Source organism: Anaerostipes amylophilus (genome assembly GCF_025567365.1).
Classification (GTDB): Bacteria; Bacillota; Clostridia; order Lachnospirales; family Lachnospiraceae; genus Anaerostipes; species Anaerostipes amylophilus.
In genome coordinates this window covers 14279-31285 of record NZ_JAOQJG010000008.1, presented here as the reverse complement: position 1 = coordinate 31285, position 17007 = coordinate 14279, and the positions used below count along the sequence as shown (strand labels likewise).

General features: G+C 36.2%; 14 protein-coding genes and 1 riboswitch. Of the genes, 12 read left to right on the top strand and 2 right to left on the bottom strand.

Annotated features, from left to right (window positions below):
• Nucleotides 1-27 precede the first annotated feature (27 nt).
• Complete coding sequence (locus OCV53_RS11275) at nt 28-591, top strand: hypothetical protein (protein ID WP_055198359.1); 564 nt, start codon at nt 28-30, stop codon at nt 589-591.
• Nucleotides 592-615: 24 nt separating this feature from the next.
• On the opposite strand, the gene OCV53_RS11270 is transcribed toward OCV53_RS11275, so the two are convergent.
• Entirely contained in the window at nt 616-1644 is a 1029-nt protein-coding gene (locus OCV53_RS11270; protein ID WP_055198357.1) for a 3-deoxy-7-phosphoheptulonate synthase, read from the bottom strand.
• 197 nt (nt 1645-1841) lie between these two features.
• Nucleotides 1842-1985, top strand: a riboswitch (FMN riboswitch).
• A 173-nt stretch (nt 1986-2158) separates the two neighbouring features.
• Between OCV53_RS11270 and OCV53_RS11265 the strand changes: the two genes are divergently transcribed.
• Nucleotides 2159-2776 (top strand): ECF transporter S component, encoded by a 618-nt coding sequence (locus OCV53_RS11265; protein ID WP_055198355.1) that lies wholly within the window; start codon nt 2159-2161, stop codon nt 2774-2776.
• Nucleotides 2777-2843: 67 nt separating this feature from the next.
• On the opposite strand, the gene OCV53_RS11260 is transcribed toward OCV53_RS11265, so the two are convergent.
• Complete coding sequence (locus OCV53_RS11260) at nt 2844-3236, bottom strand: thioesterase family protein (protein ID WP_055198353.1); 393 nt, start codon at nt 3234-3236, stop codon at nt 2844-2846.
• Nucleotides 3237-3403: 167 nt separating this feature from the next.
• On the opposite strand from OCV53_RS11260, the gene OCV53_RS11255 reads away from it, so the two are divergent.
• The 10 genes from OCV53_RS11255 (at nt 3404) to OCV53_RS11210 (ending at nt 16999) form a co-directional block, all read left to right on the top strand.
• On the top strand, nt 3404-4024 hold the full coding sequence (locus OCV53_RS11255) for a histidine phosphatase family protein (protein ID WP_022374161.1): 621 nt from the start codon (nt 3404-3406) through the stop codon (nt 4022-4024).
• A gap of 4 nt (nt 4025-4028) precedes the next feature.
• Nucleotides 4029-4484 carry a DUF1700 domain-containing protein gene (locus tag OCV53_RS11250; RefSeq protein ID WP_055198418.1) on the top strand — a complete coding sequence of 152 codons (456 nt, stop codon included), beginning with the start codon at nt 4029-4031 and terminating at the stop codon, nt 4482-4484.
• 21 nt (nt 4485-4505) lie between these two features.
• Nucleotides 4506-5642, top strand: a complete 1137-nt coding sequence (locus OCV53_RS11245; protein ID WP_055198351.1) for a M20 metallopeptidase family protein — start codon at nt 4506-4508, stop codon at nt 5640-5642.
• A gap of 100 nt (nt 5643-5742) precedes the next feature.
• Entirely contained in the window at nt 5743-7233 is a 1491-nt protein-coding gene (gene thrC, locus OCV53_RS11240) for a threonine synthase (RefSeq protein ID WP_055198349.1), read from the top strand.
• Nucleotides 7234-7681: 448 nt separating this feature from the next.
• Nucleotides 7682-11368: an LPXTG cell wall anchor domain-containing protein gene (locus OCV53_RS11235; RefSeq protein WP_055198347.1), complete on the top strand. Its 3687-nt coding sequence runs from the start codon at nt 7682-7684 to the stop codon at nt 11366-11368.
• A gap of 79 nt (nt 11369-11447) precedes the next feature.
• Nucleotides 11448-11759, top strand: coding sequence for a hypothetical protein (locus OCV53_RS11230; protein WP_022375012.1), 312 nt, complete (start codon nt 11448-11450; stop codon nt 11757-11759).
• Between the two features lie 87 nt (nt 11760-11846).
• Nucleotides 11847-12608, top strand: a complete 762-nt coding sequence (locus OCV53_RS11225; RefSeq protein ID WP_022375013.1) for a PP2C family protein-serine/threonine phosphatase — start codon at nt 11847-11849, stop codon at nt 12606-12608.
• Entirely contained in the window at nt 12518-14116 is a 1599-nt protein-coding gene (locus tag OCV53_RS11220) for a protein kinase domain-containing protein (protein WP_081020119.1), read from the top strand. Before OCV53_RS11225 ends, OCV53_RS11220 begins: the two co-directional genes overlap by 91 nt.
• Nucleotides 14113-16212, top strand: a complete 2100-nt coding sequence (locus OCV53_RS11215; protein WP_055198343.1) for an Ig-like domain repeat protein — start codon at nt 14113-14115, stop codon at nt 16210-16212. The genes OCV53_RS11220 and OCV53_RS11215 overlap by 4 nt, the downstream gene beginning before the upstream one ends.
• A gap of 88 nt (nt 16213-16300) precedes the next feature.
• A complete protein-coding gene (locus OCV53_RS11210) occupies nt 16301-16999 on the top strand; it encodes a S1 RNA-binding domain-containing protein (protein ID WP_022375016.1) in 699 nt (232 codons plus the stop codon).
• The last annotated feature ends 8 nt before the right edge of the window (nt 17000-17007 follow it).

Sequence of the window (17007 nt, the reverse complement as noted above, 5' to 3'; positions counted from 1 at the left end):
GATATAATGAGGCAGGGAGGGAAATGTGTGGATAAAGAGAAATTTTTTTCAGGATTATGGATCATAGCAGGTCTGATCCTAGGAAGTTTGTTTACGAATTTTATATATCAGGATTATCTTGCATATGGAGGGCAGGTGCAATATCTGGTATTTCATAATCAGAAATTATATAGTGCAAGCATGAGCTTATTTTTTTATATTCTATTTAAACGTGTGAAACAGTATGCAATGATCTATCTGGCAGGATATTTATTAAAACCATGGATTTTTTTGTACGGATTTACGTTTAGTATGGCATTTTTTCTAGGTTCGATGTTATCACTTCAGATCATACAGATGGGAATGAGAGGATTATTTCTTGTGCTTTTGAGTTTGTTTCCGCAGTTTATTTTATATGGAATGAGCCTTATTTTGCTCATAAAACGAAATTTTCAAGAAGAAAAAAAGGAAGAAATGCTTTATGAAACAAGCAGTTCCTTCCTTCTACGTTATAGTATTCTGTTTGAAATAATATTTATAATACTGGGATGCATTCTGGAAAGTTTCATAAATCCATCGATAATGTCAGGAATGCTGAAACTTTGGAAGTAATGTACCTAGAATCTTGTATTTATTCTATACATAATCTGCCATACGATAAAGCAGGGCAGCAGATTTGTCCCATCCAAGACAAGGGTCAGTGATAGACTGTCCATAAACACCATTACCGATAGACTGGTTACCATCTTCGATGTAACTTTCGATCATGATACCTTTGACAAGATTTTTGATCTCAGGTAAGAAACTTCTGCTGTGGAGAACTTCCTGTACGATACGAGGCTGCTGATCCCACTGTTTACCTGAATTAGAGTGATTTGCATCAACGATAACTGCAGGGTTCTTAAGCTGGAATTTCTCGTACATATAAGCAACACGAGTCAGATCTTCATAATGATAGTTTGGAATATTATTTCCATGACGATTCACGGAACCACGTAAAATGGCATGTGTCAGAGGGTTACCATCTGTTTTGACCTCGTATCCATTGGCAATGAAATCATGCTGGTGCTGTCCAGCAGTGATAGAGTTCATCATAACTGTCAGGTCTCCACCAGTAGGGTTCTTCATTCCAGCAGGGATATCAAATCCGCTGACTGTCAGGCGGTGCTGCTGGTTCTCTACAGAACGGGCTCCAACGGCAACGTAGGATAAAAGGTCATCCATATATGGCCAGTTTCCTGGATAGAGCATCTCGTCTGCGGCAGGCATATGAAATTCTTCTAATGCTTCCATATGAAGTTTACGAACAGAACGAAGACCACTTGCCATATCTGGTGCTTTCTCTGGGTCTGGCTGATGAACCATGCCTTTGTATCCATCACCTGTTGTACGAGGCTTGTTAGTGTAGATACGAGGGATGATCAGTAACTTGTCAGCAAGATCTTTCTGAACTCTTGCCAGACGTCCAAGATAATCCATAACAGCAGTTTCATTATCTGCAGAACAAGGCCCGATGATGACTAAGAATTTATCAGATTTACCTGTAAATACATCACGGATCTCTTTGTCTCTTGCAGCTTTGATTTGTTTTGCTTCTTCACTCAGAGGCATCTCTTCTTTTAATTCCTCTGGAGAAGGCATCTTCGCAATTTTGTGCATTCCCATAGTTGTTTTCTCCTTAACAATTCATACAATAAAGCATTTTGCTTGTGTATATTTTAACAAATAATAATCTTTGTGTAAAGATAAGGAAATATGAAATGATACTTTACAAATAAAACAGAAGTTATTATAATAAAAAATGTGAACAGAAAACACTTTCATTTTCTGGTAATTGAATATTGAAGTAGAGAAGATTGATTCTCCAACTTCAGGGCAGAGTGAGATATCGAAGATATCAATTCTCGACTGGTGGTGATACTCTAAGAGAGATAAGTCCACGAGCGTAAAGCCGATCAGGTTAGAATCCTGAACCAACAGTATAGTCTGGATGAAAGAAGTAGTTGGATGACATGTCTTAAGATATTACGAAGATATAAGATATGTGATCAAGTCAGAAGCCCTGTCGTTTATGTAGATAAATGGACAGGATTTTTTCTTGTATAAAACAATTATAAAATTTTGCAAGAACTTCTGGCGGACAAATTTAAAATCTTTTGATAAGAAAGGGAGAATTATCATGTCAGGAGACACAATGACAATGAAAAGAACAAAGTTCAATATCAGAACGATCGCAGTAACAGGTATGTTGGGAGCATTGGCAACAGTGCTGATGTTTTTGGAATTTCCAATTCCTATGTTAATACCACCATTTATCAAGTTTGATTTTTCAGAACTTCCAGCATTATTAGCAGCATATGCGATGGGACCGGTATCTGGAATTGCAGTATGCTTTATCAAGAATGCGATCAACCTTCTTCATACACAGACAGGTGGAGTTGGAGAGCTTTCTAACTTTATCTTAGGCGTATGCTTTGTATTACCAGCAGGACTTATTTATAAGAAAAAGAAAACACAGAAGAGTGCAATGATCGGAGCATTAGCAGGGGCAGTCCTTATGTCAGTCGTCAGCGTATTTTCAAACTACTTTGTTGTATATCCAGTATACACAAACTTCATGCCAATGCAGGCGATTCTTGGTGCATATCAGGCGATCAACAAGAACGTGAAGACATTATGGGATGCACTGATCTGGTTTAATATGCCATTCACATTTATCAAAGGAATGTGCAGTGTAGTGATTACATTCTTTATTTATAAGAAGATTTCCCCAATCTTAAAGGGAACAAGCAGATAAAAATATAATAAAAATGGTGTCGGGATTAAATCCTGACACCATTTTTTTTTGTACATAGAGTTAAAAATTAATCTTCTAATTTCTTAGCAGCTTTTTCCATAAATGGTTCATCAGCAACGATGAATCTTTCATGAGTACCGATTCCAACACGTCCTTTGTTATCAGTTACTTCGATATGGAATACCAGACGTTTGCGGTCAATCTCAGATAATGAGCAGTGACATTTGATCGTTCCATTGACTGGTGTTGCGGAAACATGTGCAATGTTTAAATTTGTTCCAACACTTGTCTGACCTTCTTCAAGTTTGCCATCTAATAATTTAACAGCGGCTTTCTCAATTAATAAGATCATAGCAGGTGTTGCATAAACAGGAAGGCTTCCACTTCCCCATTCCTTTGCAGTGTTTTCTGGAACTACTTGTTCTGTTAATTCAATCTCGTCTCCAACATGAATGTTCATAATTTTTCTCTCCTAAAATTTCAGTTTATATGTATAATCTTAGTATAGCAAAGTTCGATAAAAAATCCATAGTTTTTTATATTTTAGTGAAAAAATGCACAATGAAGAGGGACTAGACTCAATCAAAAAAATAAGGTATGCTATTGTTAAATTGGAGGTAAAATGTTTTGAAGTTATATTTGATCCGGCATGGAGAAACTGACTGGAATAAAGTACATAGAATTCAGGGAAGTTCAGATATAGAGTTGAATGAATATGGAAGAGAACTTGCATTTATGACAAGAGAAGGACTTCGTCATGTACCATTTGATATAGGATATACCAGTCCATTAAAGAGAGCAAAAGAAACAGGGGAGATCATTTTAGGTGGAAGAAATGTTCCGTTATATGAGGACGAAAGGGTGAAAGAAGCTTGTTTTGGAATGTTTGAAGGAATGACATTAAAAGAATTGGAAGACAGGAATGATCCATTTCTTGATTTTTTTAATGATCCAGTACATTTTGAAACGACTAATGGTTGTGAGACACATAGAGAAGTTATAGGAAGGGCAGTAGAATTTTTGGAAGATATGATTCTGCCGAATGAGAGAAAATATCAGCACGTTGCTGTTTTTTCCCATGGAGCCTGGATACATAGTTTGCTGACTCATATATACGGAAGAGATATCGAGGAATTCTGGCATGCACCAAGACAGGAGAATTGTGGAGTGACAACGATCGAAGTAAAAGACGGAACCTGTCACGTATTAAAGGAGTCAGAGATTTTCTATAATAAGGATGGAGAATAAATTTATGACAAGAAAACAATTTATGGGGGAGTTAAGATCTTCACTAGAGGGAATAGTATCGCCGATGGTAGTACAACAAAATATTGACTATTATGAGAATTATATCAATGAACAGATCAGAAGTGGAAAGACAGAAGCAGAAATTTTAAACGAATTAGGTAGTCCAAGACTGATCGCAAGGTCGATCATTGACGCAGCAGGTGTGGACGATAGTTATGCACAGACAGAATATTATGAGGATGAACAGGAGGAAACTCCAGAGGATATGTTTGGTGGAAATACACATATTTTCACGATGAATTCTACAAAATTTAAACTCGGATGTCTTTTATCCGTGATCATTTTTATTTTCATTATTTACTTACTGTTTCATATATTTAATGCAATGATGATCGTGCTGGGACCAGTGATCATTGTTGGGTTGATCGTTGCCTTAATCATGAATCTTACAGGAAGGTAGTCAGCAAAGAAAGGAAGCAATATGGACATAAACCAGGAAGCATATGCAATTGAACAAGAAGTCGTAGAATTTCGCCGGGCACTGCATCGATGTCCGGAAACAGCATTTCATGAGACTATGACGATGGAATATATCAGAGAACATCTGGAAGAATGGGAGATCTCGTATAAGATTTTTGATCCCTCAGGAATTATTGCAGTTGTTGGTAATGGAAGGAAAGACAGTATTGCACTTAGAGCAGATATGGATGCTCTTGAAGTGGAAGAAGAAACAGGACTTGATTTTGCATCATTAAATCATGGTTGTATGCATGCGTGTGGACATGATGGGCACACAGCGATTCTTATGGCAACAGCGAAGATTTTAAAGATGCATGAGGCAGAATTAAATCGTAGAGTTTATCTTGTGTTTCAGCCAGCAGAAGAAACTGCGGAAGGTGCCAGGTTTATGTTAAAAACAGGAATCCTGGACAGTGTAAAGCGAATTTATGGAGTTCACATTTTCAATGGAATTCCATCCGGAAAGATTTCTCTGGAGGCAGGACCAAGAATGGCGGCGACAAACTGGCTGGCAGTTCATTTATATGGAAAGTCTGGTCATGCAGGAAAGCCACATGAAGGAATTGATACCGCGGTGGCAGTATCATCGATGGTAATGAATATGCAAACCATCGTAAGTAGAAATCTAAATCCATTAGATCCCGCAGTATTAACGATCGGGAAGATTGAAGCAGGAACAGCAAGAAATGTGATCGCGGGAGAAGCTAAGATCGAAGGAACAGCAAGAACATTTTCAAAGCAGGCACAGGAAATGATCGAAGAGAGAGTCAAAGATATTGCAAAAGCCCATGAACAGATGTATGGGATCGATGTCACAGTTGATTTTCAGCCATCAAGTCATGGAGCACTGATCAATGATCCAGAGATTGTAGAAAATGTAATGGAGAAGGCAGGAGAAGTGTTCGATCCGTCAGAATTTACGCATGTTCCTGCGATGATGTTAGGAGAGGATTTTGCTAATTACTTAGAGGAAATCGATGGATGTTTTGCGTTTATCGGAGGTGGAGACCACCCTGCAAATCATCATGGAAAGTTCGATTTTGATGAGAAAGCTTTGATCAGCGGTGTCCGTCTCATGCTGACATTTGTAATTGTATAAGATATAGTTCATGAAAATCTGTTGTAGATGGATACAACATATGTTATAATCAGAAACCAACAGAAACACGCATATTTGATAGAAGAAAAGGTAGGGAAATATGAATTTAGTATACCACAGCACAAGAAACAGTGAAGAAACAGCAACCGCCTCTGAAGCTATTTTAAAAGGATTAACAAGCGATGGAGGATTATTCGTACCAGACAGTATTCCAAAGTTAAACGTAGCATTGGAAGATCTGACAAAGATGTCCTATCAGGAAATTGCTTATGCAGTCATGAAAGAATTCCTTACAGACTTTACAGAAGAAGAATTAAAGACTTGTATTAATAATGCATACGACAGCAAGTTTGACACAGAAGAAATTGCAGTAACAAAGAAAGTAGACGGAGCATATTATCTGGAATTGTTCCACGGGGCAACAATTGCATTTAAAGATATGGCATTATCTATTCTTCCACATTTACTCGTAACATCTGCAAGAAAGAATAACGTTAAGAATGAAATCGTAATCTTAACTGCAACATCTGGAGATACAGGAAAGGCAGCTCTGGCAGGATTTGCTGATGTACCAGGAACCAAGATCATTGTCTTTTATCCTAAGTCTGGAGTTAGTCCAATTCAGGAAAAACAGATGGTAACACAGAAGGGTAACAATACATATGTGATCGGAATCAAAGGAAACTTTGACGATGCCCAGACAGGTGTTAAAAAAATGTTCTCTAACAAAGAGTTAGCGAAAGTTATGAATGATAATGGATTCCAGTTCTCATCTGCGAACTCTATCAATATCGGACGTTTAGTGCCACAGGTCGTATATTATGTAAAAGCTTATGCAGATTTATTAAAACAGGGTGCCCTGAAAGCAGGAGAACCTATGAATGTTGTAGTTCCAACAGGAAACTTTGGTAACATCTTAGCTTCTTACTATGCAAAACAGATGGGTATTCCAATCAATAAGTTTGTCTGTGCATCTAATAAGAACAAAGTATTATTTGATTTCTTTGAGACAGGGAAATATGATCGTAACAGAGAATTCTATGTTACAACATCTCCATCTATGGATATCCTGATCTCAAGCAACTTAGAGCGTATGATCTACAGAATCGCAGGAAATGATCCAAAACAGTGTGCAGAATTTATGGCAGCACTTACAAAAGACGGAGAATATGTGATCACAGATGCAATGAAAGCAGAATTATCTGAGTTCTTTGGAGCTTTTGGAAGTGAAGAAGAAACAGCAGTGAAGATCAAAGAAGTATATGACAAAGAAGGATATGTAATGGATACACATACAGCAGTAGCAGCCGTTGCATATGACAAATACAAAGCAGCAACTGGAGATGACAAAACTCCAACAATCATTGCTTCAACAGCCAGTCCATACAAATTTACAAGAAGTGTTATGGATGCGATTGATCCAGCATACGATGCAGAAGATGATTTTGAATTAGTTGATGAACTTAACAAAGTATCAAAGACAGAAATTCCAAAAGCGATCGAAGAGATCAGAACAGCACCAGTACTTCATGACACAGTGTGCGAAACAGTAGCAATGGAAGATGAAGTGAAAAAGATTCTTGGAATCTAAGGAATACATTCTTGTATAATAGAATAAATAAAAGTAAAAAAGCAATTCATAAAAATATGGGTTGCTTTTTTTATGTGAAAATGTTATGATGAACCAAGATAGGGAATAAATGGAAGAGAATACAATATCAGAAAATTCTAAAAACAAATCAAAATGATGATTGATCAATCAAATCAGATAATCCATTCACGACAAGACGATCAAATGATGAATCCAAGGGAAGTTTTGACAACTGAATAAGACCATTTTCTAGTACAGTCCGAAGAGGACATATCCCGCCATGATCTGGAGACAGGGAGCGAACAAGGATATGATAATGAGACTTCTGCATGGTCATGGAGGTGAGTGCAGCCTGTCATAAGAATGAGGGGAGCTGAGATGCTATGAGACAATTCTGTCTGCTGGAGAATGAGGGAAAGAAAAGGCAATAATAAGGAGGGTAGTATTCATGAAGAAAGCAAGAAGAACTCTTATGGCATTGGGTGTTGTAGTATTTTCATTATCAGCAGCACTGACAGCAAAAATAAAGGAAAAATCCGTACTGGCTCAGCTTAATTGTAGCAAAGCAAAGCCAATTACAAGCAGTTGGGGAGATGACAAACATATTTTTTCAGCATTTGATGATCAGAAAGCATTAAGTGTGGATGCATCCTATGGATTTAAGATGCATCCAACGGATCAGACGAAGACGATCATTACCAAAGGAAAAGATACCAAGAAACTCCCAGACATTTCTATGCCTGGATTTTTAAAACAATATCTATGGTTTGATACTTCAGAAAACACAGCTGGAAATATACAGATCAAGAAAACGAATATGGAGATTTATCAGTGTGACAAGGATGGAAGCCATGGTAGATGGCAGACATTTGATCTGGTTATGACGATCACGGGAATCGAAAAATATAAGAACATGGAAGGATATGTGGCAGTAGGAGGTGATCTTAGTGGCTGCTCTTATATCGGAATTGAAGAGATGACAATGAAAAGTCAGTTTTTTAAAGCTGGAACGAATATTCCTGTAACGATCAAAAGTAATATGACATTACAGGATATTGATACACACCAGTATATCGGGGTAAAAGCAGATGACATCCATGGAGAATATGTTTCTAAAAACACAAAATTAAGTTATAACAAAGATGGAAATAAGAGTATTTATTATGCTGATTTTTCTGAAAATTATGACAATGAAGACTTTACATGTGCGGGATTTACATTTGCTTCAGATACGTTTGAATATACGTTTGGAAGAATTATGGATGATGGACCAACAAATCAGGAACAATATGTTGGATATGGACAGAACATGGTAAAATTTGATCCACCAGCTCCAAAAAAAGAGATCATAACGTCGAATGGAGAATCAACAGAGCATTACAATTGTCCAGATCTTGCAAAGACATGGACTTATGAAGTAAGCCAGGCAATTGCCGGAGATATTCCGAAAGCCCATTATTTCAGCGGATTTGCATTCGAGGACAATGTAGAAGAATGTCAGAAGATTCTTGATATCAAAGTATATGGAGACAATAAAGATGTCAGTAGTGAATTTGATATCTCACAAAACGGAAATCTTGTAAAAGCCAGATTAAAAGATCCGAATGATCCTGAATTTTATAAGCGCGGTATATATGTATTAAAGATCAAGATCAAGATGAACATTATGAAAGATGCAACGAAAGAGCAGCTTATGGAGTTAAGGAATCTTTGGGAAAAGCATGGACATTATAATGAAAATAAAACAGTTCTTACACAAAATAATAAGGCAAAGACGATCATTGATGGCAAAAACACAATGACGAATGAAGTCAGGGTTGATATAGAACTGCCCAAAAAAGATGAGAGTAATCCGGGCCTTTTGCTTACAAAAGAGACAAAGCAGTATGAATATCAGGCAAAAGATGAGGTTACCTACAAGGTTACTGTGAAAAATAAAAATCCAAAAGCAGGAACAGCATACTTTACGATTCAGGATAGATCATTTGCAGATAATTCCAGAGTTTCGCTAAAGGATATAAAAGTATCAGGAATTCCAGAAGACTGCTACACAATGCAGAAAGAAGGAAATAGCTGGATCTTAAAGTCAAAAGGTGATTATGTTCTTCCGTATGAAAATGAAATCCAGATTGTATACACAATGAAAACATCAGTGGCAGCAAATGGCCAGTTGATCGATAATGAAGCATCTGCATGGGCAGCGGGAATTCCGGAGACAAAAGATCAGGCACAGATATATATCAATTCTCCTAAAAATGATGTTATAAAATCAGCTCCGGCACAGATTTATAAAAAAGGTGATCATGTGGCATATAAGGCAGTGATAACGAATCCAAATCCTGGAACATTTATGAGAGATATAAGAATCGAGGATGAAATCAAAGCAGAAGGGATCCGTATTATACCTGGAACATTATCAGTGATGGCAGATGGTAAAAATATAACATCAAAATGTCAGGCTGAATTTGATGATAACGAAAGAAGTTATACGATACAGACTCCGATCGCATTAAAGAACGGAATAATACCGGTATTCGCTTCTGAATGTGGAAAAAAAGATACAAATTACAATGATCTGTGGATGACGGACAAGATTGAGATCAGCTATCAGGCAGTGATCGAGCAGGATGGACTAGAGGGAAAAGACATAAAAAATGTAATGAAAGTTCCAGCAACAAGAAACAGTAACAAAGAACTGATCCGTGAAGATGCAGATATTCCTTCAGGAGGTGGTGTGGCAGAAGAGATGATCAAGATCAAGGCACCTAAACTTCAGATTCTTAAACAGTCCGATAAAAAGATTTACAGTGTGGGAGAAACAGGAAGTTATAAACTTCATATTACACAGGGGAAGGAAGGCGTAAAAGCAAAAAATATAATAGTTACAGATGAATTTGAAAAAGAAGGAATGAAGATTTCTGATTTTCAAGTCATGTATAACAAACAAGATATTACAGATGAATGTAAAATAGAAGCAAGAGATGGAAATTTTGTTGTAGAAACAGGAAAAGATCTTGGAGACAGTGATTCTATTGATATCATATATAAAGTATTATTTGAAAAAAGAATTGATGGTGCTATAAAAAATACAGCGATCGTACAAAGTGATAACACAGAGCCAGCGCAGGATGAAAATACAGTTGTTGTAAAACCTCCAATGTTAAAAATCGAGAAAACATCAGATCATAAGATATATAAAGAAGGTCAGACTGGATCATATAAGATTCGTGTGACACAGAAAAATGAAGGGATGACAGCACATAAAGTTATCATAGAAGATTTATTTGAGAAGAAAGGAATGGATATTGGTATGATCCGTGTAAAATATAATGGGGAAGATATCACAAATCAGTGTGAGATCAGCAGAGATGATACCAGTAGAAAGTTTAAGATCGCCACAGGAAGAGATTTAAGTGATAAGGATGAGCTTCTTGTAATTTATGATACAGCATTTCTTTCAATGATCGATGGAGATATTAAAAATACAGCATTTGCGTACAGTGAGGATGCAGATAAAGTAAGAGATGATATTGTTGTAACGATGGAGGAGAATATTCCACAGCTTTTGATCACAAAAAGAAGTGATAAGACAGTATATAAAGCTGGCGGTATTTGTGAATATCAGATTTTCGTATCACAGATTGTGAAAGATGCAGTTGCAAAGAACATTGTGATCGAAGATAAGATCGATCATAAATATGCAAAGATCATAAAGGAAAGTGTTCATGTTTTTTCACCAGATGAAGCAGATATCACTTCGAAATGCAGGATTGTTGTATCAGATAACAGTTTCAGAATTGAAACAAAAGAAAATCTTACAAATGACCAGAAAATAAAAGTAATCTATCAGGTAAAGTTAAATAACAAAATAATGAAAGATCGAACGATAAAAAATACGGCAAAAGCAAAGGCCGATAACGCAAAAGAAGTGACAGCAGTTCGTGAGATCAAAGTAAGAAAACAGAAAATACCTGAAAATATAACTTATACGAAAAACAAGGGAAATGATTTTGAAAATACAGCTACTTCTTCTGGACCAAAAACAGGAGACGAAAGTGATCTTCGATGGATATTTGCTATGGCAGCTGCAGCATTTTCAGGGATTTTACTATTATATCGTAAGAAGAAACATTAAGTCTCGAAAGGCGCTTTTAGGCTGGACGAAAGCAGCTGAATAAGGTACAATGAAAGAAAAACGTTGGGAGTGAGCGTATATGGCAAAAGATTTTTTCGGACGTCTGGAAGAAACTATTTCAACAACAGGAAAAGCAGCTGCACAGAAGGCGAAGGAAGTGGCAGATTCTGCGAAGAGACATAATGATCTGCGAGTGGCGAAAAGAGATTTGAATGATTTGTATCGTCAGGTGGGAGAGAAATATTTTGAAGAACATATGGACTACCCACAGGCAGAATATATTGATCTGTTCAATCTCATCGAGAAACTTAGAGGAGATATTGAGATTCTCAAACAGGAGATTGAAGGCGAAGAAGATGAATTCGAGGATGGCGAAGACATCGAAGAATAATGAAACAAACAAGAACAGCAGAGAAAGCTTGTAAAGAATAATCTTTACAGGCTTTTTTCTATTATGAAGAATTTTTTGGAGGAACATATGATAGATACGATTGGAATGACGGATATTGGAAACGGAAGACCGTCGAATCAGGATGCTTATTTATTAAGGCAGCAGGAAAAGAATGGAAAGCTTTATCTTCTGGCTGTTGTGTGTGATGGAATGGGTGGTTTGAAGAAAGGAGAGATCGCAAGCCGTTATATTGTAGAAGTATTGAAACAGTGGTTTGATGAAACTTTATTTGAAGGATTATATGAAATGGGAATTAATATGATCGAACAAAATCTGATCGATTTGATCCGAAAGATCAATCAGAACCTTTTGTTGATGAGCAGAAAAATGGAAGAAGTCAAATCAATGGGAAGTACGTTAACATTATTATTTGTGGAAGATCACGAATTTTTTGTATTAAATGTTGGAGATTCCAGAACATACTGGTTTGACAGAAATAGAAAATTTGTGACAACAGATCATACGCTGGTAGAACTTGAACTTCGGGCAGGACATTTGACGAAAGAACAGGCAAGAAAAGATCCGAGACGACATATTCTTCTGCAGTGTGTTGGTGTGACGAAGGACGTCAGAGTAGATTGCTATAAGGGAAGACTGCATCCGGGAATGGAATTTTTGCTTTGTACAGATGGATTTTATGGATTACTTGAAGAGGAAGAGATCTATCAGGTGGAAGCGTCCAGGGAACAAATGAAAGAATGGGTAGAAAGATGTTTTCGAAAAGTAAAAAAACGTGGAGAACTAGACAATCTATCCTGTGTGATCGTCAAAGTTCCGAAAGAGAGATAGCTCAAATATACCATAACCGTTATCAGACTCAGAAGCTTTTGGGTGCAGGTGGAATGGGGAAAGTATTTCTTGCAAAAGATTTAAAGACAGGGAAAAAGGTTGCAGTGAAAATACTTAAAGATGAAAATCAGTGGAAACGGGAGAAAGAGATATTAAATCAATTAAAAAATATCAAGGGTATTCCCAAATTATTCCTTGCAGAAAACGCCAAAGATCATTGCCTGGTTATGGAATATATTAAAGGACAATCTCTAAAAACATATAAAACAGTCCATGGAAAAATTTCAGAAAAAACATTGATACTACTTATGTATAAGGTCTGTAAGGTGTTGGAACAGGTTCATAAGAGAGGTGTTGTACATATGGATCTTAAACCAGAGAATATCATACTTCATCCATCAGGACGTCTGTATTTGATCGATTTTGGAGCATCTTCAATGAAAGGAGATTTTCTGACTGGGTATGGAACGAGGATTTATGCTTCCAAACGACAGACAAAAGCAGGAGAAAGAGCTGAATTTTTTATGGATGTCTACAGTATAGGAAAGATCATTCAGCTAAATACAGAACAGAATAAAAAGTATCCTATAGAGAATATCATACAGAAATGTCTTTGTGAGGATGAGAAAAAGAATTATCAGAGCGCTAGAGATATCAAGAGAGATCTTAGAAAAATTGTCTGGAAAAGCAGATCAGAAAAAAGTGTCGTTTTTTTAGCCTGCATTGGCATGATCGGTATTTTTGGTTTTATAGACAGCCACAAAGAAGAAAAATTGAAAGTACAGTCAGTGAAAACATACGAGGATTTCTACAAAAAAGGTATGGTTTATTTTTATGGAAACGAAAGGACAGAGAAAGATCTGACACTGGCCGGTCAATATTTTAAGAAGGAAGAAACAAATAAAAAGAAAACAGAAGCATATCTTCTGCTGATAGAAGTATTAAATGATCCTGAAAAGGAGGTGAAACAAGATGAGCTGGTGTCAGCATTAGAAATTTGTCAAAAGGACGTACATGATTTCTGGTCAGCATATTTTTTTATTGATCATTATATTTTGTGGCAGGAAAAACTTCCAGAGTTTGTTGTAAAGAAGGCAGAAAAACTGCTTTATAAGACAGAAAAGTTCAGACTTAAGGAAGAACAAAAAAAGATGCTGGAAAAACAAAAGATCAATCTGTATGAGATTAAGGCAAAAAGAGGAGATGATAAGCTTTTTTTTCAAGAGACTGACAGAGTGTTTCATGAGAAATTAGAGAAAAATGAAGCATGGGAAATATATGAGAGAAAGTTATCGTATCTTAGAGAAAAATCTGTGAATATTGAAAATGAGTATGAACGTTTTATAAAACATTATCCAAAAGTCATGGAAGCTTATATTGAATATGGAATTTATCTATGCCAGAAAAACCAGATAGAGAAGGCAAAGGATGTTTATCTGCAGGGACTAAAACAGACAGGAATGACAAGTAACAGAGCAAAAGCGTTGAGGAGGAAACTTGGATTATGAAGAGAAAACATAAAATACTGATGACCATGACAGCCATACTATTTCTCCTTTTATCTGCAATACCTGCTGATACCAAAGGAATGGAAGAGACAGCGGTCTGGGATATTACATGGAAAGGAACTGGGGAAGAACCATTTTTTCGAAGCAGCGTGGTAATGGAAGTAGATCTGAAAGGATCCTGTACAAAAGATGATATTATGATTTTTGTAAACCGGCAGAAGTGGGAAGGAGAATGGGATTATGAACAAACTTTGAAGATGACATTTTATGAAGAAGGAAATTATGAGATTCATCTGATTCATAGAAATGGATATGAGGAAACAAGAAAAATCACGATAGAACTGAGTAATCCAACGATACCAAAAGTTGACAGTGGATCATACACAGCAGGAAAATGGACCAATCAGGATATTTTACTTGAAGCACATGGTTCAAAAGCAGTTTCGAAAATTTCTCACTATGAATATAAGACTGGTAATAATGAGTGGAGATCAATGAAATATGGCAGACTAGAGTTGAAACGTGATATGGATGATCTTGTTTTGATCAGAGCAGTTTCTAATGCAGGAAGATATAGTGAAATTCAAAAAATCTGGTGCCGTTTATGGAAAAAGAAGCCGCAGTTATTTAAAATAACGTGCAGTGAGAGATCTCTAAATGGATGGTATGGAAAGATTCCTGAATTTACATATGAATCAGAACAGGCGGAAGGACCTCTGGTACACGTTTATGCACAATTAACTCAGCTTCAGACAGGTCAAATACAGACAGAAACAGATCAGATTCCACAGATTAAAAAAGATGGAAAGTATCAGCTGAAAATATGGACAAAGGATGAAGCAGGAAATAGATCTGAAAATAGTTTCCATACAGTTTGTTTTTTGGATACAAAGAAGCCAGAAATATTGATACGATCTCAAAATGAATTTCAAAAAGTCAGCAGATATCAGAAAGTAAAGATAAGGATCAAGGATGAAAATCTCCAAAAAAATGCTGTAAAAGTTATAACTTCTGGGAAGCAGATGAAAGGTTTTGTTCAAAAAGGAGAATATTATGAGAGTGAAGTAGTATTTGACCGGAATGGTAAGCATAATCTTTTGGTTCAAGTGGAAGATATGGCAGGAAATGCGTCGATCAGTGAGGAAAAAGTATTTAAGATTGATATGAAAAAACCTGAAATTTATATTAGTGGGATAAAAAATAATAAGTCCTATAAAACATTTGTAAACGTAAAACTACATGTAAAAGATGAAAATCTGGATGAAAAGCAGACAAGAATTTATCTGAATGGAAAAAGATGGATACCGGATAAGATAAAAGACGATGGGTATTATGTATTACGAGTGGAAGCTTTAGATCTGGCAGGAAATCAAAATGTTGTGACAAAGAAATTTACGATCAACAAAAAGGGCGTTCATATTTATTTTTTGCAGAAAATACTTGCAGGAAAGAATATTTCAGAGAAAAGTTTTAGACCGGGATTTCAAGTTGTAAGTTTAGAGCCTGTACAGGTAACAGAATTTCTTATGAATGGGCAGAAGGTTTCATATGAATGGGAAAAAGATAAAGTTTATATAAAACAGCCAATTACAGAGAATGGAAATTATAGGATAAGTCTTAATGCGGTAGATGCAAATGGAGAACGGGTATCAAGTAAAAAGATTACATTTTTTTATGATACAAAAAAACCAGTGATCCAGATGAGTGGTCTTAATGAAAAGAGTGAATGTGATTATGGAACAATCGTTGCAGTATCTCTGGAAAATAAGAAAGATTATTGGACAAAGGTAAAGCTGGATGAAAAAGAAATAAAAAATTTAACAAACAAAATATCTTTTAAGAAGCTGGAACCAGGGATTCATGTGCTAAAACTTCAAGCAAAAGATGCAGCTGGAAATGTAACAAACAAAAGAATAAAGTTTGCGGTAACCAAAATCCTGCCACATCCGATCAAGCAAATGGTAGAAAAAGATCAGAAAAAGGAGACAAAAGTCAAGGACAAAAGAGAAAAGTCGATGCTTGGTTTATGGATAGCTGCAGGCATGGCTGGTGTTATATCAGCAGCATGGCTGTTTTACAGAAAATATTCAAAATAACAAGGAATATCAGCGTTCTTGAATCTTTCTTATTCTATGTTATAATATGAAATAAATGTTTAAGAAAATAAAGCGGAGGAAGATTATTATGGCAGAAGAAGTAAAAGAAACAATGGAACAATTCGAAACTCAGTTAGAAGAATCTTTAAATAAAGCAGCAACAAATGAAGATGCAGTATGGAATCATTTAGAAGAGCTTAAAGAAAGTGGAGAAGTGCTTGCACTGACTGTTGGTGGAGTCGTTAATGGTGGAGTTATTGTTTATGTTGAAGGAATCCGTGGATTTATTCCAGCATCTTTATTATCAACAAAATATGTTGAAGATTTAAATGTATGGTTACAGAAAGATGTAGAAGCAAAGATCATTACAGTGGAACCAGAGGAGCAGAGACTTGTTTTATCAGCAAAAGCAGTAGAGCAGGAGAAAGCAAGAAAAGAACGTGAAAATAAGATCAATGAGTTAAAAGTTGGAACAGTTGTAGAAGGAACTGTAGAAAATATCATGCCTTATGGAGCGTTTGTTGATATTGGAGATGGAATCAGCGGATTAGTTCATATTTCACAGTTAAGCCAGAAGAGAGTAAAATCTCCAGAAGATGTTGTGAAAGAAGGAGAACAGGTAACAGTTAAGATCATAAAAGTTGCAAATGGTAAAGTAAGCTTAAGCATCAAAGCATTAGAAGATGATAAAGAAGCAGCCAAGAAAGCAGAAGAAACTGGAGTAGAGTATACAGAAGATGCTGCAGGAACGAGTCTTGGAGATTTACTGGCAAATATCAAATTATAGGAAGGAAG